Source organism: Shewanella japonica, from assembly GCF_002075795.1.
Lineage (GTDB): Bacteria > Pseudomonadota > Gammaproteobacteria > Enterobacterales > Shewanellaceae > Shewanella > Shewanella japonica.
This window is the reverse complement of sequence record NZ_CP020472.1, coordinates 2,058,827-2,083,397: the sequence shown is the minus strand read 5'-3', so window position 1 is coordinate 2,083,397 and position 24,571 is coordinate 2,058,827. Positions and strand designations below refer to the sequence as shown.

The following is a 24,571-nucleotide window of genomic DNA, read 5'->3' as shown; positions in this document are numbered from 1 at the left end:
AGCCTTTATTTTAAGACATTTTGTTTACGACATTTTCTTTGCCAACTGACTTAAACTCGCTTCAAGCAAATCAAGAACTAATTCAAAACCTTGCTCGCCACCATAGTAAGGATCAGGCACTTCCCTTGCTTCCCCTTCCGTATCAGTAAAAGATAATATCAACTGCAGTTTATGTTGATATTGAGCAGGACAACGCCTCAGTAAGTCATTAAGGTTATTCTTGTCTGCCGCAAGTATTAAATCAAAGTGTTCAAAGTCGCTATCGAGTACTTGCCGCGCCTGCATATTGGTAAAATCTAATCCTCTCTTCTCACCTGCTGCTATAGAGCGAGGATCTGGTGGATTGCCTTGATGATATGCAGCTGTCCCCGCCGAATCAATTTCTACCGTTAATGAAAATGATTTGGCCTGCGAACGAAACACCGCTTCAGCGCTGGGTGAGCGGCAAATATTACCTAGACAGACAAACAATACCGATTTTATCTTGCTGAAATCCACTTTACTGGTAACGTTACGTGTATTAGTCAAGCTCACTAAATTACTCCTCACCGTGTTAACGGCTCAATTCTATATAAACCTAGACATAAACTCTATTGCTCATACTTATTCATTATTCTTGTTATTGTTATTGTTATTGCGACTCTCTAACACGCAGAAAATGAGCGAACCGTGGAATGCCATTTTTAGTGAGTCCTAAATATTGATAAGTAATAATAGCGCCCAAAGGAGGCGGATTATGTCGTAGCTCATTAGAAAATCCAGAACCAAGATTAAATTGTTTTCCATTTGGCATTTCAACCTTAAGTGAACCCATCAAGCCTTCGAACTTTCCTTTACCTTCATTAAAACCAATAACACGCGCTTCAGCATCATATTTAGGTTTTAACTTTACAATATTCTGACTGCGGCCAATTTGGTAATACCCAGATTTAAGATGAAGCATTAACCCTTCACCATTGTTTGCAATAACATGATCAAGTTGAGCCATTAATTGCGCTGTAGAGACAAGCTCCTGTTGCTCTATCGCCTCAATATATCTGCTTTCTAAGGCTATTTGTTGCATTGCTTTTACGCGCTCAACAAACATCCCCCCATGCTCTGGCAAGTCAAAAATCATATATTTTACCAACTTCCACTCAGCATGATGTGAATGTGAACTGCGAGCTAACGCTGATACCGCATCAAATTCACCTTGCTTAATCCAAAGTTCTCCATCTAATGCTGTTTTGGGGAAATCTGCAGTAAACCAATCGGGTAAAATCATGACTCTTCCCGAACGCGACAGCATTTGATTTCCATCCCAATAGCCTCTTACTCCATCAAGCTTTTCACTGATCAAGTATTGAGTAACATCGGTGTCGGTTTGGTAACGCATAGCGAGTTGGAGCGCGGGCTTATTATTAGCATCTACGGCATCTGAAATCAGCAAAGCCATAAACACAATTAACACTGACAATATAAATCGAAACATAGTAGCATCCTTGCTAATTTGAGTGATGGTGGTGGCAATATCCTATCGTACTTATTTTACGGTTCTTTATTTATTGAACTCATTGATTATACTAACCATTTTAAAAACCAATATTTAAAATGATTAATGATTCAAATACAGTTTAGTCAAATATGGCTGATTTGCTTATTTAGCTTACAATGCTAAAGGTTTAGGACATATCATCAATAATTAGGTCACCTATGAAACCCACTAATAATCACGGTATTAAACGCATCATACGAGCAACAGGTTTTTCATTTAAAGGGTTAACCAGCGCTTGGAGAAATGAAGCTGCTTTTAGACAAGAACTAATATTATGTCTTTGCCTTGTTCCCATCGCTTTAATAGTCGATGTCAGTGTGATTGAAAAAGTCCTCATGATCATGACACTATTTATTGTACTGATAACTGAACTACTTAACTCAGCGATAGAAGCCGTAGTCGATCGCATTAGCGATGAAATTCACCCACTAAGCGGCCAAGCAAAAGATGTTGCCTCTGCAGCAGTATTTCTCAGTTTATTATTATGTGGACTGACTTGGATAGGGATTTTAACTCATGCTTACCTGCTTTAACCTATTCACAATTTAGCGGTTCAGCCATAATGTGTTCAGGCTTTCATGCAATATGGTTTAATAAACCAATAACTTTTTCAATTTCATTCATTCGCTCACTTGTTAGCGCATAGGATGCATAAACGTGGCGCCGGATTTCTTTCACATCACAAACTCGATGCAATTTTCCGCAGGCAATATCCTCTGTAACCATAACTTCAGGTAAAAATGCACACCCTTTATTTTGGATAATAAAGTCATGGGCAATTTGCGCTGAACTCGTATGCAAAACGGGTAATGGAAGTGCTGTTAACTCTTGTGCATGAGTAATATTAAAAGCAGTGCCCCAATCCACTTTGACATAGTGCGAAAGAGCTAAATCAGAGATATGCAAATTAGCTTGAGTAGAAACAAGTAATAAATTTACTTGGCTTAAGGTAATTGTATCAATGCCATCAATATGGAAAGGATCGAAGCTTAATGCGATGTCCAGTGTCGTTTCTGCCATCTTTTTTGCCATCACAGCTGAAGTAATCACATCAGTACGAAGCGACAGGCCGTGTTCAGTTTTATATGAAGGTTGTATTGCCCTTTTTAAATAACTTTCCCAAATATTATGGCCCATGCCTATCGACAACTGAACACTGTGCTGCTCTATTAAGGAAACATCTTGCTTGGCGCGTTCCAGAGCAGTTAATACGGCATTAGCATGGGCTAACATTCGCTCACCCGCAGGAGTTGGTTTGATATTATTGCGTTCACGATCAAATAAAATAACACCTAGCAATGATTCAAGCTGCTTTAGCCTAAAACTGACTGCACTGCGGGTGATATATAAGTTATCAGCAGCCTTGCCAAAGTGACGAGTACGATAAACTTCAAGAAACGTTTTTAATAAATCAGTATCCATAATGGATTTTTACTCAATGTCTAACAAAACATAAACAGTCTAATCGCGATTTATAGCAAAATTATGGCAGCGTGTAATCAAATTTAATTTACGCATATGACTTAAGTATAGGACTTAGTTGAAGCAGCTTTTCTTTAACCATTTGGGGTATATTTCTCCACACCTTGCTCGTTACATATTTGTTAACGCGCAGTCAAAAAGATGACATTTAAAGTTCTTCTGACACATTAAATAATGCTAATTTAAAGATGATTAAAACGTGCTAGCTAAATAAATAGTAATGAAAAAAAGCCGACAAGCAACAACCATAAACCATTGAAATAAAACAATTTAAAATAGACTTATAGTTCTATAGTTTTACCGCCAAATGTTTAATACGAATAAATCGTGATCTTAGTTCTCATTTTTACATTTTTACAGCAACAAAAGCTTCACATTTAGTTACATAATGTTAGTATGACTACATAATAAGATATAACCCTGATTAACAATAACAATAAAAGCACAGTTTACTGATTTAAGTAATTTTAAAGTGCGGAGAATAAATGTTAAAGCAAGCCTTCGTAGGACTTTTAGCTGCAGCCAGTTTTTCTGGCCATGTTAATGCAGATGAGTATAAATTCACCATAGGTGCTTTTTATGCCAGTTCCGACTCCACAATGCTTGTTAAAAGCGCCAAAGATACTAATAGTTATTATTTATTAGATTTCGAAGATGATCTGCTACTTACTGAAGAGCAATTCCTGCCTTTTTTTGAATTCACATATAGTTTTAACGACCGCCACAATATCTATCTTGACTGGAAGTCACTGCACCGTAACGCAGATACACCTCAATTAGGATTTGATATCGAAATCCCTGAGTTTGGTGATAACGATGATAACTTTTTAATTGATGGTGAAGCCAAAATTTCGACAACCTTAAATATTGATATTCTTCGATTAGGCTATGGCTACGACATTTGGGAAGGTGATAATTATACAGTGGGTGCTTCAATCGGCTTACATACAATGTTTGTTGAAACCGTATTTGAAGGCAATATAGGCTTATGTGAAAGCCGAAGCGATCCAAATGCCTTGTGTGACACAGCAACTTTTACCCCTCGTATTGTTGATAATGCCCTTACCGCTCCGTTACCTGATGTAGGTGTTTACGGAAGTTATGAGTTTTACCCTGGCTGGGTATTTAATGCTCATGCACAATACTTTGCGATAAAATATGACAATGTAAAAGGTTCTTTAGTTGATATTCGAGCTGGGGTTCAAGCTATTATTTGTGAGAACTGGCATTTATCATTAGCCTATAATTATTATGATGTTGATGTTGATATTGAGCAATCTCGTAGTATCTTAGACACTGAATTTAGAACCTTTGATTATAATATTAATTACAGTTTCACTGGCCCAATGTTTGCGGTATCTTATTCTTTTTAATATAAATTGAGCATCCTATCTTATGGTGCTGAGTTTGACGTTATTTTTAAATCATTTAGCAAGTTTAACGCGTTCAAGAAAACTAAGCCCTCATTGGCCAAATTGTATTTAATTCAGCTTGGCCTAAAATTAGTGCAACGTTTTAAACTCCTGCCTTAATTCGCTAAGTGATGTATCAGAGATGAGGGATTAAATGTCTAACGAGCTACTGAAAACAGCGGCATTAAATTTAAAAAAAGCTGTCCCATTGATGCTAAAACATAGCATCCCTACCACGCCAACCAATTATGCTCTCTGGTATGCTTACGTTTCAGAGTCTAATCCAAAATTAAACATTGCGCTTGATGCTACGATTGCACAAAACCAACAGTACTCTCCGACTTCGAGCGAGTTACTATATCGACAACATATTGCCGATCCTGTTGAATTAGACGTAAGAAGCATGCGCCAGAACCTAGATGCAATGGTTTGCGAACTGTCTCAATCTCTTAAAGACACCAACCACGATACAACCACTTTTCAAACAAAAATCCAAAAAGAATTCAGCAAATTAGCAGAACTGGAAAATCAAGGCTTTTCGTTGGAACAAGTGATAAAAGTTGTCAAAAATATCGTCAGCGAATCTGCAAACATTCATTCAAGTACAACCAGTTTTACCCAGCAGCTTGATAAAGCACAATCAGAAATCAATGCCTTAAAACAACGTCTAGCGGAAACCGAAAAAGATGTGCTTTATGACGCATTAACAGAAGCATTAAATCGGCGTGCATTTGATGATGACATTTCTGCGTTGGTCAATCAGTCGCCCAATGGAGCTTGTTTAATCCTAATTGATATTGATCATTTCAAGCAGTTTAATGACACTTACGGCCACCAGCTAGGGGATTTAGTACTTAAAGTGGTCGCTAAACGCTTACAAGAATCTTGTCGAGATGGTGTAAAACTCTATCGATTTGGCGGTGAAGAATTTGCAGTAATTATCCCCAATAGCCAACAACGCGTAGCAAGACAACTTGCAGAAGCAATGCGCCGTTCAATAGAAAAACTCAGTGTAAAAGACCGCCGTAGTGAAGCTCGCATTGATAACATTACTGCGTCTTTTGGGGTTAGCGAGTGGAAGCACCAGCAAACAAGTAGTCAACTGATTGAAAGTGCAGACACTCTACTATATGAAGCTAAAAGGCTAGGTAGAAACAGGGTCATGCCAATCTCAAATTAGGCGATGACTGCCGTTGACTTTTTTAGCCGTCACCACATAACGATAATCACTGTTGGCTGATAAATCTTCAAATGGATAGCATGTAATCAAGGTTAATTGATTATCCGTTGTCATATCTAACACCTCGGTTTGTGTTTCGTGAACAATATCGGTACTTACGATAAGGTATTGCTGTAACACGCCTTGGGATGTTTGTAGCTCAACAATGTCGCCTCTTTTGACATTTTGTAAAGGCAGAAAGTGGGTATCTCTATGCCCCGCAATGATGGTATTACCCTGCTCGCCAATCCCTGCTCCATTAAGCAATAAACTAGGACCAAAAGCGAGGTTTCTGCCTGAAGCACCCGCTAGTACAAACATAGGCTGACCAATTGGGTAAAAATCATGTTCTTTATCAGCAAAGAGTTTAAGCTTCCCAACTGGATGTGTGTCAGCCCAGCGCCAAGGTTTATGAGGACGTTGATCGGCTAAGGTTTTAGTCCACGCTTGTCCAATAAGAAATTGCGCAAAGTTTGCTTTAATTTGCATATACGCTCCATGTGATAAAAAACTCAGTCCAATCAAGGCAACACTGCAAGGAATAATCCATTTCATAGAAATCATAAGCAAGCCTCCTCGTTAGGTTTCTTCGGTAATATCAATTTCTGACCTGGTAAATACCCTTTTAACCAACAAGCATTTAATAAGGCTATCAGTAACAGGCTAAGCCCAATTAGCACATTCAAACGACTTGAGGTTGCGGTTTGTGGAAGCACTCCTACTGATTGATTTCTTCCTGCTGGCAGATGTCTCTTCACTCGTTTTTGCACGGCCATCTCTGCCATAGGTTTAACCGGTGTAGTATCAATGGCAACCAAACTCGTTTGTGAAGTCACTAAGTGATACTTCATACCAAGCGCTTCAACTTGTTTTTTAATCCGCTGCTGATTCGCTTGTGTGCGAGTTGCTTCAATAGCCTGAATTTGTGCATTAGCCCACAGCAAATCTAGCCCACTAGCATTGTGACTTGCAGAGGTATTATCCTGACGTTTAATCTGTTTTTGCCAGTACTGACCTTGGGTATAACCCGATACAATAAAGTCTTGTTGGTTGTAAGCTGGCGACTTAACACTGACCAATATGGGCTCATTTGTGTACAAATCAGGAATTTGTGCTGGCCAATAATCCGGTATTGTCCCATCGGCATACGTCAAAGAAACATTGGTGGCAACTGGTTTTTCAATCTTTGCCATTAACTTAGTTATTTTTTGGTTCACTTCTGATGTACTACCAATATAAGTAAACGTACCTCGACCAAATAAAGCCGCGCGCTCCATAAAGTAAGAATTAGGAGCAGCGCCAATACCAACAGTAAATAAACGGCTTTGTCCTAACTCCGCTTCAATCTGTTGAAAAATGCCATGTTCATTACTCACTGCGCCATCGGTAATAAAAATAACTTGTCTTAAAAAGTGGCTTATATCAGATACTGCTTGTGCTTGCTCAACCTGTAACGCCACAGATAAGGCTTTGCCAATTTCAGTTCCGCCATTGGCTTGCAACCCTTTTACAAACTGATGCGCACGGCCAATATTACTACTTGTGCCAGCGAGAGACTGCTGAGATAGCCGATTAACCTTATGATTAAACTCATAAATATTAAACTTATCTTGAGCCCTTAACCCAGCTAATGCATAGAGGATAGATTGCTTAGCTTGTGAAAGCGCAGCACCCTGCATCGAACCAGAGGTATCAATCACTAGAATTAACTCTCTGGGTGTATGTGAGGTATCTTCAGTATGCTTTTCACTTATCAGTGGCGGCGATAGCATCACAAGATCATATTGAACATCTTTTAGTCCAGATACATGAGGTGAATTATCATTTTTTGAGTTAGCCGAATCAGTCTTCTTCTGATGGGTTTGGCCCTGCTGAGAAAATACTGCAGCGATTGGTTGATAAGACTCTTGATGCTCTGCCCGCCATTGAAGCACAAAATCTTTATTCGCTTTTTCTGGCTTGGCAAACGAAACAAGCCATTGCTGATGATTCGAAAACGACTGAACTTGAGCTGCTTGTCGCACCTTAGCGATCTTGTGGTAGGGACTTGTTATCGCCTCTGCTTTCACATCAAAACCCGCATCTAAATTTACCGTCATATTCACCATTAATGCGTTATGATTTGACTCTTCCAGCCCCACATTCAAGTCTTGCTGCAAGTATGGGTCGGACAAGATTTCAGACTGAGTTTCGTCAATGAAATATTCAGGTAAGTAACGAGTGACGCTATCAGGTAACTTGCTCGAAAGAGATTGATAAGACAAATAAGAATGCTGTTTAATGTCCGCGTTACTTTTTTCAGCTGATGACGCCAAGCCTTGTTGGCTATCTTGTCGTTGTAAATGCGCCGGTGTATAACGGGGGGTAATCGTCATAGGAAAGCGTAAGCTAAACATGCCTTCTTTATAATTCAGCTTCTCTTGATAAGTGATCTCCACAATTGCAGTTTCGCTAGGGCCCAAATTCGCGATCTCAGTGGTAAAAATATTGGGCCGTTGCTGGCTCACTAAACTTGCTCTTTTACCTTGAGATTTTGCCTTTTCAAAATTAGCTTTTGCTTGCTTTTTAGGCTGAATAACACCTTCAATACTTCGATCGCCAATAATTAAGCGCATACTGTCTACGGCACTGTCATGAGATAAAGGAAACACATAACTGCCATTTATCCACTCAGACGAATTATTCATAAAGGTTTGCTTAACACTCACCCGATTTGTCCAGCCAGAAACATTCATTGTTACATCCGTGCTTAACGGCAAGTTTTCATACTGTTGACCAACTTGCTGATAACGTAGTACTCCTTGGGTGACTTCTTGATACCGACTTTCAATCGGAATCACCGTTTCGAGATCAGTTGTAACCGATGTAGCCATGGCATAAACAGGAAACAATACACTTAAAACCATTAGTCCAAGTAACACAGATGCAGAAACGCTGTAGCCGAGTATTGATTGACCACAGTTGTTACAACTTCTATCACTAGGAGTTGGCTTATTAGATTCATAACCTGACAGGCATGCCTTATCGGCAATGGCGTAGCAGTGTGCTTTTGAGTTGATACCTTTCATTTGCTCTCTCCATGAATTCAATATCGCCCTAAACCAATACCTAATGGCACCTTGCTCAAGGCGATAATGAAGTAGGTAAATTAGTTGGCAGCTAATGCTTCACCTACAGGCATAACTTTTAATGTCACTCTTCGGTCAAAAAAGTCATTTTCAAAGCTTTGTTGCTCATGTAATGGCGCTGAAGCACCATATGCTTGAGAATGTAATCGCTCTGCTGACACACCTTGACTCACTAAGTAACTTGTCACTTCTATTAATCGCTGCTCTGACAGAGCTTGATTAAATTTACTGTCTCCACGTCTATCGGCATATCCGGTTAAATCCAGTTTTAATTCCGGTGATAACGCCATCAAATACGCCACATCATCAAGTTGTTGCTCAAAATGAGGTTCAATGGTCGAAGAGCCCGTTTTAAACTGAACATTTAAGCCAATCGCTAACTCTTGTAATTGCTGCTGTTGCGCCGCTTTTAAATCAGAGAGCTGAGCTTGAACATGAAGGTATTCATCTGTCACCTCAGCAAGCGACTGCTGCTTTTCATGTAATGCAGTAAGCTCTGAGGTTTGCATTTCGATAGATAATTTCTGTTGAGCTAATAACTCTTTTTGCGACTGAATTTCGGTATCATCACCGACAGTTTTACCAATTAACGTACCTGCGAATGCTCCAATGATGGCGCCAACGGGTCCACCAACGACAGCACCAAGTACAGCACCTGATGTGAGACCAACCAATTCTTCTGTGTGCTCTCTTTCCTCATCCTGTACTACCAACTCAGTATTAGCGTTATCATTGTCATAGGCGCTTGCATCGAAATGATTAACATCATCTGCTAGTGACACATTTGAAAAAGAAAGACTGCTGATGATAGCGATGGCGATTAGTTGTTTTTTCATGATATTTTCCTTTCAGTGTTTTAATGTGATTAATGAACTCAACAACTTGTTTACTGCGTGTCGTTAAGTTGATGTCACTATTAAACACCTCAGAAATGGCAACCTCAGGGCATAAAAGTGGCAATGTGCAGATGAAATGTGGCAACAATATGGCAATGTGTCTGAGGCGATTTTTTTGCAGTTAAAATCATGTATAGTCAGCCTTATAAGCCAAAACAAAAATTAAATAGATGAAAAGAATCGCCATCGTTGAAGATGAAGTCGCTATTAGAGAAAACTACAAAGAGTTATTGCAGCAACAGGGCTACAGCGTACAGGGATATGCCAACCGACCTGCTGCGATGCTGGCATTTAATGCTCGATTACCAGATCTAGCCATCATTGATATTGGCCTAGAGAGTGAAATCGACGGTGGCTTTACTTTATGTCAGTCACTACGTTCAATGTCTAGCAGTTTACCGATCATTTTTTTAACCGCTAGAGACAGCGATTTTGATACTGTCTGTGGTTTACGTTTAGGCGCTGATGATTATTTATCAAAAGATGTTAGCTTCCCGCATTTAATCGCACGTATTGCTGCATTGTTTAGACGTTCAGAACTTATCGGCGCAGCCAACGTAGAAGATAATTTAATTGAACACGGCGCGTTAACCATTGATGGTAATCGTATTCAAGTGTATTGGAATCAACAACCGATTGAGCTCACGGTGACTGAATTTTGGATGGTACACGCCATGGCGAAACACCCTGGTCATGTCAGAAGTCGCCAAGATTTAATGCAAGAAGCTAAGATATTTGTAGATGACAGTACAATTACCTCTCACGTTAAACGGATCCGTAAAAAATTTATTAGTGCCGACAAAAACTTTGATTGTATTGATACGGTTTACGGAATGGGCTATCGCTGGGACAGTGTCAATTAATGTTTAATATTCCCATTGGACTAAGGGCCAAAGTTGTCATTTTATCGCTATTTTTGCTGTGCTTACCTTGGCTTGGGTACGAGTATGTATGGGAAATGGAAAAGTACTTACGTCACGGTCAGGAAAAAACCCTTGAAGGTACAACTCAAGCTTTAGCCACCGCTTTACATGAACGGCCAAAACTGTTTAATCATCAAGCCAGCTTTTTAAGTCAGGTTGAAAAAGGTCGTGACTTATACGCCTACCCGCTTTCTGGTCCAATCCAATTAGATGGTAAGCTGCACGATTGGCAGCAATACCAACATCGAATGATTAACTACTCTAATGAGCACGTGATCTTTAATCGAAATGAAAACCAACCTGTCGATATTCACTTTACTCACATGGTGGGTAAATATGCTGGGTATTTATATGGCTTTTTTCAAGTCAATGATAAGCATGTGGTATTTCGTAATAAAAATAGTTTACGGGTCGACAAGAACGATCATTTAGTCATCGCCACACAAGCGCCAGATGGACAATTTCGTCGTTATATTATTGCCAACACAGAAGATGGTTGGTTAAGTGCGTTTGAGCTACCGCAAGATCCCACTTTATCCATGCCTGTTACTCCAGAGATCCGTATCCAAGGTCAATGGTTAAGTACTGCTGAAGGTTACAATGTCGAGTTTCGCTTGCCATTATCTATGGTGGGAAGCAAGCTTGGTTTTGCAATATACAATGTCGATGATATTAAAACTCGCACAGTAAATACGATAATTGGTACCTCAGCCATCGATTCAGTCGCCCATCTTGGTACGGTACTGGTGCCATCACCAGAAATTGAAAATATCATTAAGGGGATGAGCCATAACAGCTCTCGGATTTGGGTCGTCGATAACCATGGCAGAGTGTTAGCAAAATCTGGAGATATCCGTGCCAATAACAATGTTTGGTCATCCAGTTTGGCTGAAACTCAAACCAGTAGTGCTTGGGGTCAGTTTAAAAAAGATTACTTATTACCACTTTATTATAAAATCCTTACCAAGCCGCCACAGGACTTTGTCGACTCGTTGCAAGACTCTACCGAACTAAGCGGTAGTCATATTCAACAGGCATTAAATGGCAAACGAGGCTCAACTTGGCGTTTAACGCCTGACAATAAAGCGGTGGTATTGGCTGCTGCGAGCCCTATTTGGATTGATGATAAAGTGATGGGTGCTGTCATTGCTGAAGAAACCACGCATGGCATTCGTACATTGCGTAACCGTGCATTAGAAAAGCTATTTAATGTCATCTTAACGATTATGAGCATGGGTACACTTGCCTTATTTATTTTCGCCTCAAGTATTTCTAGCCGCATACGTAAGTTACGAGATCAGTCAGAGCAAGCCATCGATAGCCAAGGCAGAGTTAGACAGCAAATTGTGCCTTCTAAAACCCGTGATGAGATTGGGGATTTATCACGAAGTTTTGCCAATATTGTCGGACGATTAGGCCAATATACTCACTACCTTGAAAACATGTCATCTCGCTTATCTCATGAGCTTAGAACTCCTGTTGCTGTTGTTCGATCTTCACTTGAGCATTTAAGCTTGCAGCCACTTGAACCAGCAAGTGAAAAATACGTTAATCGTGCTCAAGAAGGCGTTAGCCGCCTACATTTAATCTTAAATAACTTAAGCGAAGCCACGCGGCTAGAAGCAAGTTTGTCCCACGCCGAGCGCAGTGAATTTCCGCTGCAACAGGTTGTCAGTGGTTGTATGCAAGGCTATCAATATACTTATCCAGACAACGAATTTGCAATCGGCATTGCGACAAACCAAATGATGATGAATGGCGTGCCCGAGTACATAGCGCAATTGATGGATAAATTAATTAATAATGCTATTGAGTTTAGTACTCAAGATCCCATACAAGTATCGTTAACCTTATCTGGCAAAATCGCTACCTTAAAAGTCACCAATAAAGGACCGTTACTGCCAGTCAACATGAGTGAGCAAATTTTCGAATCAATGGTATCGATCCGTCCTCAAGGGGTGCAAAGTAAGCCACACTTAGGATTAGGCCTATACATTGGCAGACTAATTACTGAGTTCCATAAAGGGACAATAAAAGCTGATAACCTTGCAGATGGAACGGGAGTTACTTTCACGCTCACCTTCCCTGTAACTGAAGTAAAATAACTTTATTTTAGCCGTATAGATGTTAGGATGGCTAAAATAGCAAATACGCCTATCACCTTGTAAAGATTGGGAATGCATTTATGAGTCACCAGCAAGATAAATTAGCCACTCAAATTGTCAGTGTTGGCCGAGACAAAAAGTTCACAAAGGGCATTATTAATCCGCCCGTATTTCGTGCATCTACTGTCGTTTTTGACACGATGGATGACATGCGTTTTGCGATAAAAAACAAAACTAATGGTGAAATGTTTTATGGTAGACGTGGAACACCGACTCACTTCTCATTCCAGCAAGCAATAAGTGAGCTTGAAGGCGGTGTCGGCACTGCATTATACCCTTCTGGTTCAGGCGCTATTAGTGGTGCTTTATTATCATTTCTAAAAAGTGGCGATCACTTACTTATGGTCGACAGTGCTTATGAGCCAACACGAGACTTGTGTAATAAGTTACTGGCAGGCTTTGGAATTGAGACCACCTACTACGATCCATTAATTGGCGAAGGCATCAAAGAACTTATTCAGCCTAATACCAAAGTTTTGTTCTTAGAATCTCCAGGATCTATCACTATGGAGATTCAAGATGTACCGACATTAAGTCGTATAGCCCATGAACATGATATTGTGGTAATGCTTGATAATACTTGGGCATCGCCAATCAACTCACGTCCATTTGAGATGGGCGTCGATATTTCAATCCAAGCTGCAACCAAGTACATTGTTGGCCACTCTGATGTCATGATGGGAACAGCGACAGCTAATGAAGCACATTGGGAACAATTGCGTGAAAATAGCTATTTGATGGGACAAACCACCTCGCCAGATGATGTTTATATGGCTGCTCGAGGATTACGTACTTTGGGCGTACGCATGGCTCAACATGATAAAAATGCACGTATAGTCGCTAATTGGTTAGCAAGCCGTCCAGAAGTGGATCATCTCCGTCATCCAGCCTTTGATACTTGTCCTGGCCATGAATTTTTTGAACGTGATTTTAGTGGTGGTAACGGTTTATTCTCGTTCGTATTAAAACAAGGTAACTTAGCTTCGGTCACTGCATTTGTAGAAAATATGCGCCACTTTAAAATGGGCTTTTCATGGGGGGGTTATGAAAGCCTCATCCTTGGTGTTTTTGGTATTAATAAACTGAGAACCGCCACTCAATGGGATAGCAGCAAACCGCTGATTAGACTTCACATCGGTTTAGAAGATCCTGATGATTTGATTGCAGATTTAACTGCTGCATTCGAGCGTTATGCTGATGTTGAGTCTAACCGTTAGGCTCAATTAACGATCAGGTGAATAGAAATAAAAAGGCCAAACACATGTGTTTAGCCTTTTTATTGTCCTTGCTTGTACTATTTAACATCAACAACTTAAAATGGAAACACTCACTTTGAGCCAATCGTAATTTATACATACTCAAGCTTTATCATGGCGAATGAATTATCCACTTATAATCTAATAAATGTGCTATTGTGTTGTTTCTCCCTACCGCTTAGTAGGGACTTCTTTTCCTTTCCGACCTAACATCTCGGCATTCCTTAGTCGCCCTCCTAAGCCTTACACAAGGCTTAACTATGCCAATTTTACACTCCGTATTGACAGAAACTACTAACCTAGTTAGTGATAAGAAGACTGATAATAATTTCAACATAACACACTCTGAAGCTTGCGTTTCCCCTGATCATAAAGGCAAATTGCCTCAACAAACAGCGATGGTATATTGTGAAGGTAATTTTGGAAAAATTGATGGTAAGACAGCTAACGGATTGATCAGGCATTCTCAAAAGTACCGCATATTATCAGTTATTGACAGTGAACTTGCTGGCTTAGATTCTGGTCAAGTACTTGATCAAAAAGAAAATAACATTCCTATCGTCGCTAATATTGAAGAAGCTATCATCCTTACAAAGGTCATACCCGATTTTTTCATATTTGGAATTGCTCCCTCCAGCGGTTTTTTATCAGATTTAGACAAAAACGTCATCCTATCTGCCATCTCACTAAAAATGAATATCGTCAATGGGTTACATGAGTTCTTAACTGACGACCCAATATTTTTACAAGCCAGCATTCAGCATAATGTCCAGATATTAGATATTCGAAAGCCCAAGAGAAAAGAGGAGCTACAAACATTTAGTGGCAAAATCCACAATGTTAATTGCCCAAGAATTGCAATAATGGGGACTGATTGCGCATTAGGAAAACGAACCACAGCAACATTGTTGGCAAATGAATTGAGTAAACAAGGCCTTAATGTTGTAATGGTAGCTACAGGACAAACAGGCATAATGCAAGGAGCGCCCTACTCTGTTGCCCTCGATGCAGTTCCTTCCCAGTTTTGTGCGGGTGAACTGGAATCTGTAATTTTCAAAGCCTATGAAATCGAAAGCCCAGATATTATTATAATTGAAGGACAAGGCGCATTGAGTCACCCTGCTTTTTCTACTAGCTCTTTCATTCTACGTGGCAGCTGTCCGACGGCGGTTATTTTGCAACATGCCCCCAAACGCACATTTCGTAGCGACTTTCCTAATATGTCAATGCCTTCCCTTGCATCAGAAATTCATTTAATTGAGACCTTTGCAAATACATCAGTTATTGGGTTAACACTCAACCACGAACAGATGTCTACAGATGAGGTGCTCACCGCAATAAGCGGTTATTCAACTCAATTTGGCATACCCGTTACCGATCCCTTATCGCAACCAATAGAGCATCTATTACAAATAGTATTGTCAAAATATCCATTAATCGAAAACAAATTTGTTGAGCAGGGATGAAGTATCCTAGGTTAGACGTAGATTGCACTAAAATTCAGCAAAATGCACAGTTCCTAATAGGTAAACTTTCGTTAAAAAACATATCAGTAACTCCTGTAACCAAAGTTTTTTTAGGTCATCCCATCATAGCTAAAGTGCTTGTCACTGCAGGTGCAAAGATGTTTGCAGATTCAAGAATCGAAAACATCCAAAGAATGACTAATGCAGGTATTACTACTTCAAAGATGTTGATGCGGACTCCAATGCTCAGCCAGGTCGCAACTGTAGTTAGGTGCTGTGAAATTAGCTTAAATACTGAAATTATTGTTATACAGAGTCTTTCCCGCGCGGCAAAACAATCAAATATCAACCATGGGATCATTATTATGGTTGAACTAGGCGATTTAAGAGAAGGTGTCATGCCTGAGCGCATAGTTGGCTTTATCCGTAAAATAATTTCTTTACCCAATATAACAATAAGGGGGATCGGTGCAAATCTAGCCTGTCGATATGGTATCGCACCTGACGATATAAAAATGAGCCTATTATCAGACTTAGCCAACGAGATAGAAGCTCAGTTTGGTATTCATCTCGACATTATTTCAGGAGGAAATACGGCTTCAATTAATTGGGCGCTTACGAGTACAAATTTAACGCGAGTAAATAACCTTCGGATCGGAGAAGCCATATTTTTAGGCTTTGAATCGTTAATGAATGAGAAAATTATTGGGCTACATGATAATGCAGTAACGTTAAGCGCTGAAGTCATTGAGTCCAAAATAAAACCATCTTTACCATGGGGTTCAAGAGGATTAAATGCTTTTGGAGAAAAGGATATTATTTGTGATAGAGGCACTGTCTCTCAAGCCATTCTTGCATTAGGACGCCAAGATGTTTGTGTCACAGGGCTTAGCCCCCCAACAGGAATGCAAATAATGTCATCAACAAGTGATCATTTGATCATCGAAACAACCGGTGAACCGCTACTAGTCGGGCAAATTGTTAAATTTACACTGGACTACAGTGCTCTTTTATCCTGTATGTCATCACGTTATGTCCATAAGGTTTTCAGCACCACTTAGGCATTTAAAATTAGATAATAACAGGCTTAATAGGTGTGATTGATTAAGCCATTATCGCTACTTTAATATCAGGCATAACCAATCATAACTTAATATAAGGGCCGACATTATTCTCCCTTTATCATTGTATTTATTGATTTTATACAAATCCTATAAATGAGTTAACTGTATATTGTGGTTTTCTAACATTGGTAAATGCCGACATTGGCCATTATGTCTAGTTCAACTTGAGAAACAATTTAATTTAAGACTTCCGTACCTGAACTATATAAAATACGATCTTTATCGCCCAGCGTCATTAACCACTGAACCCTTATAAGTTTTCAGGGCATAATTGAGTGCTGAACCAATATCTGGTGTATTAAATTTCACTCAATGGACACATAACGTTTTCTTAAAACCGATGTGGATCTCACTTTATCCCGAAATAAAAACCCAAAAAATTAATACTAATTCGCATTCACGATTGATTGCAGCACTTTACGCAGTTGTTCGCTGTTATCTTTCGATAATCCAAGAATAGTGCTGGGCTTTTGACCTCGGGTTTCAATTTCGACTTTGTCCCAAATAATGCCGCTACGATAATTAAAGCCCGCAATCTTATTCCATGGCACTTCATCAGTGTTATTCCATAGCCTAAAAATGCCTGGTGTATTAATCGTAATCTTATCTTCATCAGTGACAATTTCTTGGGGTAAAAACCGAAATCTGAATAACAATGATGCCAACACTTCTGAATTAAATGACATAGACAACTGGGTGACATCAATACTTATTTGGCTGAAGCGATAATGACAATGCATACAGACTTTAGCCTCTAACGGTAATGTGCCATGGCAATCAGGGCACACATGGTTAGATAAATATTCAAGACAATGACCACATTTAAGCGCGCCATCATTTAATTCATTCTGACAAAAAGGACAATCCATGTAGTCACCTTAGCTATTGTTGTTTTTGTTACTATATCTAAGTCTTTAATACACCATAAATACTAGTTTGTAGCTTGCACCTGGCTGTAAGCTTTAGTTCCCCATAAAGGCACTGTCGACAGGCTGTGCTTATAGCTTCCTGAGGTTTCTTTTGTAGAATAAGAAACATACATTAGTGTTTGGTTTTCTTTATCAAAGATGCGACGTATTTTCATCGTCTTAAAAAAGATACTTTTTGATTTTTTGAACACAATTTCGCCCGATGCAGACATATCAATTGCAGCAATCATTTCCGGTGTAATTTCACCCGTTTGGCGGCATGAAATAGCTGAATCTGATGGGTCTGAAAAGCTTAAATCAGCTTCAATACTTGCCACATGACAAGTCACCCCTGTCACAATGGGATCAACCATCATATTGAGCTTAATATCTTTAGTGGTAAACACCCCTAAACTGACTTTACCCACATCATCACTACAGCTCATTGTGAGGAAAATTGTTGCAACAATCAGTAAGGCTGACGATAGTTTTTTGTTTAAAAATAAGCTTGATTGAGAAAACATAAAGCGACTTTTCCTTAAGAGTTAAATTCTTTGCTTGCCCAGCGCACTAACCCACTGGTTACACTGCCAAAGTGATCGCCAACAACAATATCTGCACCAGTAAACTGATCAGCAATGCATTGATGTATCACCGGACTTTTTGCCGTCCCGCCTGTTACATAAACAACATTAGGTAACACGCCAGCTTCATCTACCGCTTGCTTCATAATAGTGACTAACTTAGCAATGGGTTGCTCAACAGCGATTTCAAACTCATTTTGATTAACAGTGACGTCAAATTCTGGCTCTATAAACGTTAAGTCTGCAGCATACGTTGAGGCTGAGGATAACCCAATTTTTGATTGCTCAGCTTGACGCACAAACTGATAACTCATTTGGTGCAACCTTAAGGATTTTAGTCGAGTCAGTAATTGTGGCTGTTGTGCATCCTTGATTAGTTCATCAATCAACTTAGCAGTAGACAATGCGCTAAATTCACGCTGCGCACTAATGTCATTCACAGCAACCCCATTCCAAAATGGTTGGCGAGGCACTGTTAAGTTATTTTTTAGTTTCGAGCCTAAACCAAGATGCGGCATAAAACAGTTCATGGCAACGGCAATATCTAAATCATTACCGCCAACACGCTGACCACTGTGACCAAGAACATCATCTGAGCGATCGGTTTTATGCTGACGCTCTGGTCCCATTTTCACCATAGAGCAATCAGTCGTACCGCCTCCCACATCCACAACTAACACGGTTTGATTGCTATCCATGGAGGCTTCATAATCCATCGCTGCTGCCATTGGCTCAAACAAAAAACGTACTTCGGCGAATCCAGCTCGTTTTGCAGCCGTTTCTAATATCGTTTGTGCTTGCTGATTACTTTGCTCACCACCAATACCTTGAAAGTTAACAGGTCGGCCAATAACGGCTTGCGTAATCGGTTCATTAATTAATTTGTTTGCACGGGACATAACCTCTAGCATCATCAATGTCACGATATCTTCAAACAAAGCAACTTGTTCTGGACGTAAACCACTGGCGCCAAGAAATGATTTTGGCGACCGGACATAAAAACCTTCATCAGGTAATTCTAGGTATGCGTCAATCGCTTCAGGTCCAACAAAAACCACTTGTTCGTCAGGGTAAATATCTAATTCATGGCGAACTTGGCGTGCACGGCTTAATTGAGATGAACGTAACTGAGCAAATTCTGGCTGAAGTTCTGGTGCAATGCGTTGATATACCGCTTCAGCAATCAACTCTCTGTCCATTGCATATAAAGTAGAGGATAAAAAATGACTATCACCATTTATTGGAATTAAACTCACTTCACCATTTTTTTCTACGCCAACAGAACAGTTTGCACTGCCATAATCAAACCCAATAAACATTTCTTACCACTCAAAATTTCAAATCAATGCTAAAAATAACACAAGCTTTATTTCGGATCTTATAAAGTTTAGTGTTCACTGTTATTTAGCTGACAATTTCATCAATTGGTTTAATTTGCTTAATCAATTTGTTGCACTATTGAATTTACTGAAAACAGTGTTCGCCTCAATAACATCACAAAATTGTCATATTACTGCATTAAAATACCTTTTGAACTTTATTCATATTAAACAGTGAATTAGCTATTCCACCCTACCGTATTATTTTCGCACCATTCGATTATGGCTTTTATGAAAGTATTACCGCAATGCTTTGCAGGAGCAAAATGTGACTGAATCCCGTCATCTAAAATTCGTTGATAAAGAACTGTCTTGGTTGTCATTTAATGAACGTGTATTACAGGAAGCTTATGATACTTCTGTACCACTCATTGAGCGAGTGAGGTTCTTAGGGATTTTTTCAAGTAACATGGATGAGTTTTTTCAGGTCAGAGTCGCTGCAGTGAGACGAGCGATACTCGTTTCTGGTATCAGTTCTAAACAACTTAAGTACCAGCAATTAATGAACAAAATTCAGGAAAAAGTTTTCGACTTACAAGAGAAGTTTGATCGAATTTATCCTGTATTAATGAAAGAGTTAGCCCGCTGTAATATCTTTTTAATTAACGAGACTCAACTGAGTGAGTTTCACAGTGCCTGGCTTAAGAAGTACTTTAAAAATCAATTAAAGCGTCATATAGCACCCCATATCGTCACCGATGAAAGTGATTTAGTGCAGCACTTAGTTGATGGGACTACTTACTTAGTCGCTAGCCTGCAATCGGGCGATAATAAAGAGTACGCTTTGGTAGAAGTGCCCAATAAGAATGTACCTCGATTTTTAGAACTACCAACTGAAAAAACATCAAAAATTAAACACTTAATATTGCTAGATAATATTATACGTCACTGTATTGATGATTTATTTAGACCTTTTTTTGAGTTCGATACCATTCAAGTTTTCTCAATGAAAATGACCCGAGATGCGGATTACAACATCAGTAATGAGCTTGAACAAACAACACTTGAACGAATGACAAAAGGGATTAAAAAACGTTTAAATGCTCAACCCGTGAGGCTAGTATATGACCGCAATATGCCTGTAGATATGCTAGAAATGCTAAAGTCACACTTGCATATCAGCTCTACAGAGTGTCTTGTGCCGGGCGGCCGATATCATAGCTTCAAAGACTTTATGGACTTCCCCAATCCAAGTCGAAAAAAACTGGTAAACGAGAAGCTTCACCCCATTGATAGCAGTCAGTTTTTAGCGTTTGACAACAGTTTTGATGCAATTAGGCATAAAGATATTATGCTTAATTACCCGTATCATAAGTTTTCTCATTTTACTGAATTAGTCAGACAAGCCGCTTATGATCCAGCAGTTAAATTCATTAAAATTAACCTTTATCGAGTGGCGAAGAAAAGCCACATTATGCAGTCACTGATTGATGCCGTTAAAAATGGTAAACAAGTGACCGCAATCATTGAGCTTAGAGCCCGTTTTGATGAGGAATCAAACATTAACTGGACTCGGCGCTTAGCTGAAGCTGGAGTGACTGTGCATCATGGTATTCCGAGTTTAAAAGTCCATTCAAAATTATGCCTCATTGGCCGTAAAGAACATGGTCAAACCCGGTATTATTGCCATATAGGTTCAGGTAACTTTAATGAAGGAACAGCCCGTTTTTATACTGACTTTTCGTTGTTTACCGCCAATCAAGATATTGCAGGTGAAGTCAAACAAGTTTTTGATTTAATTGAAAGGCCTTACCGTAAAGACGAATTCAATCATCTCATCGTCTCGCCTTATAACTCGCGAACACGCTTTTTAAGCTTAATCGATGATGAAATTGTACAAGCTAAACAAAACAAGCCTGCCAGTATTCAGCTAAAACTGAATAATTTGGTGGATGACATCATGATTAATAAGCTATATGAAGCCTCGAATGCCGGTGTCAAAATCACTATGCTTATCCGTGGCATGTGCAGCTTGATCCCGCAAATACCTGGGCAAAGCGACAACATTAAGGTTTATAGTATTATCGATCGTTATTTAGAGCATTCACGGGTGATGTTGTTCCATGCTGGCGGCGAACAAAAACTGTTTATTGGATCCTCTGACTGGATGACGCGTAATATTGACGAACGAATTGAAGTCTCAACCCCAGTATATGATAAGCAGTTAAAACAAATGGTTATTGCTATACTTTCATTGCAATTTAAAGATAATACTAAGTCTAGGGTGATTAATCAGCAGCATGATAATCGCTATAACCCTAGAGGAAACAAACGCAAACTTCGTAGTCAAGTTGCTATTCATCAATACCTTAATAGCTACGAAAAGAAAGTAAAAACTGCATTAGCAGTCAAACATAACAATAAGAACCAAGCAGAATTACCACAAGAGGCTTAAATTGGCTGATGTTATTGCACAAGACTCACAACATTTTGTCGCTATCGACATGGGGTCAAATAGTTTTCATTTAGTTATTGCACGTGAACAAGACGGGCTTTTGCAAGTGTTACATAAAGAAAAACGCCAAGTGCAACTAGCCAAATACCTTGATAATCACAATGTGTTAGCAGAAGTTGCAATCGAAAATGGCGTTCAATGTCTTAAAGACTTTAGTCAGCGTTTTTCAAACTTAGCGAAAGCCCAAGTCAAAATTGTCGCCACACACACCTTACGGGTTGCCAAAAATCGCCAATCTTTTTTAACCGCAGCCCGCAAAGTGCTGCCCTACCCAATTAATGTTGTTTCAGGTCATGAAGAAGCGCGGTTAATTTATACCGGTATAGCCCACAGCCAAGTGCTTGAACAAAAAAATATAGTTATCGATATTGGTGGTGGCTCAACAGAAGTGATTGTGGGTAATGAAAAACGCGCTAAACACTTAGCCAGTTTAAAATGTGGCTGCGTCAGCTATAACAAACGCTTTTTTGTGAATGGACACCTTACAAAAGAAGCGTTTAAACAGGCTATTCAAGCTGCAGATAAGCAATTCTCCGGCTTAAGCCAAGTTTACTTTAACCAAGATTGGTCACTCGTGTTAGGGAGTTCAGGCTCAGCAAAAGCCATCACTCTCGCCATCAGTGAAGTAACTGATAATGGCAAAGGTATAACCAGTAAAAACCTTTTAGCGTTAAAGGAACACCTCATCAATGTCGGTAGTATCGACAAGCTAGAATTCGAGCTACTAGATGAAAGAAGGATCCCTCTTCTTGCTGCAGGTTTAGCTATCTTAATCAGTTTTTTTCGGCAATTGGGAATTGAACATTTGCAAGCTGCAAAAGGTGCCCTTCGAGAAGGTGTCCTCTATGAGCTTGCCAAGATTGAACAACAAGATGATATTAGGCAACGCACATTATCGAGTTTGGCTCAGCTATATCATGCTGATGTTAACCAAGCATCTAAGGTGACTAAAACTGCTTTAACCTTATTTGAGCAAGTCAGTAATTCATGGCAATTAGCAGATTATCGTTGGTTACTGGAAGGCGCTTGTCAGCTCCACGAAATTGGCATTTCGATTAATTCAAAATCACACCATAAGCACGGAAGTTACATTCTCGAAAATAGTGACTTACCGGGTTTTAACCAGCAACAACAGCAAATGTTATCCTTGCTTGTAGGCAATCATCGAAAAAAACTAAACTATCCTGCAATAACGATAGCTGATGAGATTCAGCGCCAAGCTTTTACTCGCTTATTAACTCTTCTGCGTCTCGCTGTGTTGTTTAATTTAGGCCGAACATCCAGCAGCAACCAACAAATAAAAGTTAAAGCGCAACAAGCTGATTTGACCATTAAGTTTTCGCAGCGCAAAGAGCAGGATAAAGAAGCAATTCAACGCAGCGAATTATTAATACAAGACTTATATGCGGAACAAAAGAAGTTAGCTACTATAGGGATTAATTTGAGCTTTAAGTAAGTTGAACTTTAACTCATATGAATGCCCAAAAAAAAGTACACGCTATTATTCATAACGTGTACTTAAATAGTTCTTGAATCTAGTTAGGACTAATTAAAGAGCGGTAACTTGTTGATGCTTAGTAAAAGCAAACTGATATAAAGAGCGCTTTAACTAGCTTTCGTTTTGCGCTTGTTTTTGGGTTTCTTTTTGTTTCCGGCGCTGTGCAATGACTTGTTTTACTTCACTACCAATATGCGCCTCACCACGTTGTTTTGCTAGTTGAACTTGACGTTCACGTTCAATAAAGCGCTGACGTTGCTCATCTGAAATTTTATCTATACAGTGTGGGCAACTTACCCCTTGAACATATGCTTCTGTTTGCATTTCTTCTTGGGTGATTGGCATACGACACGCATTACATTGGTCATAAACCCCTTTTTCTAGCTGATGGTTAACTGCAACGCGGTTATCAAAAACAAAGCACTCACCTTCCCATAAACTTTGTTCAGGCTTTACTTCTTCTAGATATTTTAGGATGCCACCTTCAAGATGATAAACTTCATCAAAGCCTTGCTCTTTTAGATAAGCTGTCGATTTTTCGCAGCGGATACCACCGGTACAAAACATGGCGACTTTTTTGTGTTTATTTGGATCAAGGTTTTCTTTTACGTACTCAGGAAACTCTCTAAACGTCTCGGTAACCGGATTAACAGCATTTTTGAAGGTGCCAATTTGTACTTCATAGTCATTTCGGGTATCGACTAATAGCACTTCAGGATCAGATATAAGTTGATTCCAATCTTTTGGTTTAACGTAAGTGCCAACCACTTCACGGGGATCAATACCTTCTACACCCATGGTGACAATTTCTTTTTTTAATTTCACTTTGGTGCGATAAAACGGCATGTTGTCATCAAAAGATAACTTGTAAACAATATCAGCTAAGCCGTCTTGTGTTGCCAACCATTCAAGAAGCCCATCTATAGCTTGTTGCGAACCAGCTACGGTCCCGTTGATACCTTCTTTTGCCAGCAGTAAAGTACCACGGATTTCAGAGGATTCCATTTTATCTAATAAAGGAGCACGAATCGCTTCATAATGGGGTAAGGCTACAAATTTATATAAGGCACATACGACAACTTGTGACATGTTTTTCTCCGCTAGCTGAAACTTAATTTCCAGTGCATGTTTAGTGAATAAAT

The 24,571-nt window shown here is 39.5% G+C and carries 20 protein-coding genes; 10 read left to right on the top strand and 10 right to left on the bottom strand.

What is annotated here, in order from left to right; genetic code table 11:
• Positions 1-24: 24 nt before the first annotated feature.
• Both SJ2017_RS08885 and SJ2017_RS08880 read right to left on the bottom strand, forming a co-directional pair.
• The gene (locus tag SJ2017_RS08885; protein ID WP_080917443.1) at positions 25-498 is read right to left on the bottom strand and encodes a low molecular weight protein-tyrosine-phosphatase; all 474 of its coding nucleotides are present in this window, start codon (positions 496-498) and stop codon (positions 25-27) included.
• 133 nt (positions 499-631) lie between these two features.
• Complete coding sequence (locus SJ2017_RS08880) at positions 632-1,471, bottom strand: DNA ligase (protein WP_080915526.1); 840 nt, start codon at positions 1,469-1,471, stop codon at positions 632-634.
• Positions 1,472-1,692: 221 nt separating this feature from the next.
• Here SJ2017_RS08880 and SJ2017_RS08875 point away from each other — a divergent pair, with 221 nt between their 5' ends.
• Positions 1,693-2,067, top strand: coding sequence for a diacylglycerol kinase (locus SJ2017_RS08875; RefSeq protein WP_080915525.1), 375 nt, complete (start codon positions 1,693-1,695; stop codon positions 2,065-2,067).
• Between the two features lie 43 nt (positions 2,068-2,110).
• On the opposite strand, the gene SJ2017_RS08870 is transcribed toward SJ2017_RS08875, so the two are convergent.
• Complete coding sequence (locus SJ2017_RS08870; RefSeq protein ID WP_080915524.1) at positions 2,111-2,956, bottom strand: LysR family transcriptional regulator; 846 nt, start codon at positions 2,954-2,956, stop codon at positions 2,111-2,113.
• Positions 2,957-3,501: 545 nt separating this feature from the next.
• Here SJ2017_RS08870 and SJ2017_RS08865 point away from each other — a divergent pair.
• Complete coding sequence (locus SJ2017_RS08865) at positions 3,502-4,389, top strand: hypothetical protein (RefSeq protein ID WP_080915523.1); 888 nt, start codon at positions 3,502-3,504, stop codon at positions 4,387-4,389.
• A 193-nt stretch (positions 4,390-4,582) separates the two neighbouring features.
• Positions 4,583-5,608, top strand: a complete 1,026-nt coding sequence (locus SJ2017_RS08860) for a GGDEF domain-containing protein (RefSeq protein WP_080915522.1) — start codon at positions 4,583-4,585, stop codon at positions 5,606-5,608.
• Here the strand turns inward: SJ2017_RS08860 and SJ2017_RS08855 are convergent.
• The 3 genes from SJ2017_RS08855 to pdsO all read right to left on the bottom strand — a co-directional run bounded on the left by SJ2017_RS08855 (position 5,600) and on the right by pdsO (position 9,611).
• On the bottom strand, positions 5,600-6,211 hold the full coding sequence (locus tag SJ2017_RS08855; RefSeq protein WP_080915521.1) for a class GN sortase: 612 nt from the start codon (positions 6,209-6,211) through the stop codon (positions 5,600-5,602). The two genes, SJ2017_RS08860 and SJ2017_RS08855, sit on opposite strands and share 9 nt — an antisense overlap.
• Positions 6,208-8,715 carry a marine proteobacterial sortase target protein gene (locus tag SJ2017_RS08850; RefSeq protein ID WP_080915520.1) on the bottom strand — a complete coding sequence of 836 codons (2,508 nt, stop codon included), beginning with the start codon at positions 8,713-8,715 and terminating at the stop codon, positions 6,208-6,210. Before SJ2017_RS08850 ends, SJ2017_RS08855 begins: the two co-directional genes overlap by 4 nt.
• An 80-nt stretch (positions 8,716-8,795) precedes the next feature.
• The gene (gene pdsO, locus SJ2017_RS08845; protein ID WP_174567607.1) at positions 8,796-9,611 is read right to left on the bottom strand and encodes a sortase-associated OmpA-like protein PdsO; all 816 of its coding nucleotides are present in this window, start codon (positions 9,609-9,611) and stop codon (positions 8,796-8,798) included.
• Between the two features lie 230 nt (positions 9,612-9,841).
• Between pdsO and pdsR the strand changes: the two genes are divergently transcribed.
• From pdsR to SJ2017_RS08820, 5 genes are all read left to right on the top strand, one after another.
• Positions 9,842-10,534 carry a proteobacterial dedicated sortase system response regulator gene (pdsR, locus tag SJ2017_RS08840; RefSeq protein WP_065108291.1) on the top strand — a complete coding sequence of 231 codons (693 nt, stop codon included), beginning with the start codon at positions 9,842-9,844 and terminating at the stop codon, positions 10,532-10,534.
• Entirely contained in the window at positions 10,534-12,699 is a 2,166-nt protein-coding gene (pdsS, locus tag SJ2017_RS08835) for a proteobacterial dedicated sortase system histidine kinase (protein WP_080915519.1), read from the top strand. The genes pdsR and pdsS overlap by 1 nt, the downstream gene beginning before the upstream one ends.
• Positions 12,700-12,779: 80 nt before the next feature.
• Complete coding sequence (locus tag SJ2017_RS08830) at positions 12,780-13,976, top strand: cystathionine beta-lyase (RefSeq protein WP_080915518.1); 1,197 nt, start codon at positions 12,780-12,782, stop codon at positions 13,974-13,976.
• A gap of 299 nt (positions 13,977-14,275) precedes the next feature.
• Positions 14,276-15,481 carry an N-acetyltransferase DgcN family protein gene (locus SJ2017_RS08825; RefSeq protein ID WP_080915517.1) on the top strand — a complete coding sequence of 402 codons (1,206 nt, stop codon included), beginning with the start codon at positions 14,276-14,278 and terminating at the stop codon, positions 15,479-15,481.
• Positions 15,478-16,542 (top strand): alanine/ornithine racemase family PLP-dependent enzyme, encoded by a 1,065-nt coding sequence (locus tag SJ2017_RS08820; RefSeq protein ID WP_080915516.1) that lies wholly within the window; start codon positions 15,478-15,480, stop codon positions 16,540-16,542. Before SJ2017_RS08825 ends, SJ2017_RS08820 begins: the two co-directional genes overlap by 4 nt.
• A 449-nt stretch (positions 16,543-16,991) precedes the next feature.
• Here SJ2017_RS08820 and SJ2017_RS08815 read toward each other — a convergent pair whose 3' ends face one another.
• The 3 genes from SJ2017_RS08815 to yegD all read right to left on the bottom strand — a co-directional run bounded on the left by SJ2017_RS08815 (position 16,992) and on the right by yegD (position 19,416).
• The gene (locus tag SJ2017_RS08815) at positions 16,992-17,474 is read right to left on the bottom strand and encodes a zinc ribbon domain-containing protein (protein WP_080915515.1); all 483 of its coding nucleotides are present in this window, start codon (positions 17,472-17,474) and stop codon (positions 16,992-16,994) included.
• 62 nt (positions 17,475-17,536) lie between these two features.
• A complete protein-coding gene (locus SJ2017_RS08810) occupies positions 17,537-17,959 on the bottom strand; it encodes a CreA family protein (RefSeq protein ID WP_156003436.1) in 423 nt (140 codons plus the stop codon).
• Positions 17,960-18,051: 92 nt separating this feature from the next.
• Positions 18,052-19,416 (bottom strand): molecular chaperone, encoded by a 1,365-nt coding sequence (gene yegD / locus SJ2017_RS08805; RefSeq protein WP_080915513.1) that lies wholly within the window; start codon positions 19,414-19,416, stop codon positions 18,052-18,054.
• A gap of 328 nt (positions 19,417-19,744) precedes the next feature.
• Between yegD and ppk1 the strand changes: the two genes are divergently transcribed.
• Together ppk1 and SJ2017_RS08795 are read left to right on the top strand one after the other, a co-directional pair.
• Complete coding sequence (gene ppk1, locus SJ2017_RS08800; RefSeq protein WP_080915512.1) at positions 19,745-21,871, top strand: polyphosphate kinase 1; 2,127 nt, start codon at positions 19,745-19,747, stop codon at positions 21,869-21,871.
• A gap of 1 nt (position 21,872) precedes the next feature.
• Positions 21,873-23,387: a Ppx/GppA phosphatase family protein gene (locus SJ2017_RS08795; protein WP_244899791.1), complete on the top strand. Its 1,515-nt coding sequence runs from the start codon at positions 21,873-21,875 to the stop codon at positions 23,385-23,387.
• 153 nt (positions 23,388-23,540) lie between these two features.
• Here the strand turns inward: SJ2017_RS08795 and trhO are convergent, their stop codons facing one another.
• Positions 23,541-24,518: an oxygen-dependent tRNA uridine(34) hydroxylase TrhO gene (gene trhO / locus SJ2017_RS08790; RefSeq protein WP_055024397.1), complete on the bottom strand. Its 978-nt coding sequence runs from the start codon at positions 24,516-24,518 to the stop codon at positions 23,541-23,543.
• Positions 24,519-24,571 lie beyond the last annotated feature (53 nt).

Coding starts and splice junctions, on each gene's coding strand:
- SJ2017_RS08880 (WP_080915526.1), bottom strand. CDS start 1,471: ATGTTTCGATTTATATTGTCAGTGTTAATTGTGTTTATGGCTTTGCTG.
- SJ2017_RS08875 (WP_080915525.1), top strand. CDS start 1,693: ATGAAACCCACTAATAATCACGGTATTAAACGCATCATACGAGCAACA.
- SJ2017_RS08870 (WP_080915524.1), bottom strand. CDS start 2,956: ATGGATACTGATTTATTAAAAACGTTTCTTGAAGTTTATCGTACTCGT.
- SJ2017_RS08865 (WP_080915523.1), top strand. CDS start 3,502: ATGTTAAAGCAAGCCTTCGTAGGACTTTTAGCTGCAGCCAGTTTTTCT.
- SJ2017_RS08860 (WP_080915522.1), top strand. CDS start 4,583: ATGTCTAACGAGCTACTGAAAACAGCGGCATTAAATTTAAAAAAAGCT.
- SJ2017_RS08855 (WP_080915521.1), bottom strand. CDS start 6,211: ATGATTTCTATGAAATGGATTATTCCTTGCAGTGTTGCCTTGATTGGA.
- SJ2017_RS08850 (WP_080915520.1), bottom strand. CDS start 8,715: ATGAAAGGTATCAACTCAAAAGCACACTGCTACGCCATTGCCGATAAG.
- pdsO (WP_174567607.1), bottom strand. CDS start 9,611: ATGAAAAAACAACTAATCGCCATCGCTATCATCAGCAGTCTTTCTTTT.
- pdsR (WP_065108291.1), top strand. CDS start 9,842: ATGAAAAGAATCGCCATCGTTGAAGATGAAGTCGCTATTAGAGAAAAC.
- pdsS (WP_080915519.1), top strand. CDS start 10,534: ATGTTTAATATTCCCATTGGACTAAGGGCCAAAGTTGTCATTTTATCG.
- SJ2017_RS08830 (WP_080915518.1), top strand. CDS start 12,780: ATGAGTCACCAGCAAGATAAATTAGCCACTCAAATTGTCAGTGTTGGC.
- SJ2017_RS08825 (WP_080915517.1), top strand. CDS start 14,276: ATGCCAATTTTACACTCCGTATTGACAGAAACTACTAACCTAGTTAGT.
- SJ2017_RS08820 (WP_080915516.1), top strand. CDS start 15,478: ATGAAGTATCCTAGGTTAGACGTAGATTGCACTAAAATTCAGCAAAAT.
- SJ2017_RS08815 (WP_080915515.1), bottom strand. CDS start 17,474: ATGGATTGTCCTTTTTGTCAGAATGAATTAAATGATGGCGCGCTTAAA.
- SJ2017_RS08810 (WP_156003436.1), bottom strand. CDS start 17,959: ATGAGCTGTAGTGATGATGTGGGTAAAGTCAGTTTAGGGGTGTTTACC.
- yegD (WP_080915513.1), bottom strand. CDS start 19,416: ATGTTTATTGGGTTTGATTATGGCAGTGCAAACTGTTCTGTTGGCGTA.
- trhO (WP_055024397.1), bottom strand. CDS start 24,518: ATGTCACAAGTTGTCGTATGTGCCTTATATAAATTTGTAGCCTTACCC.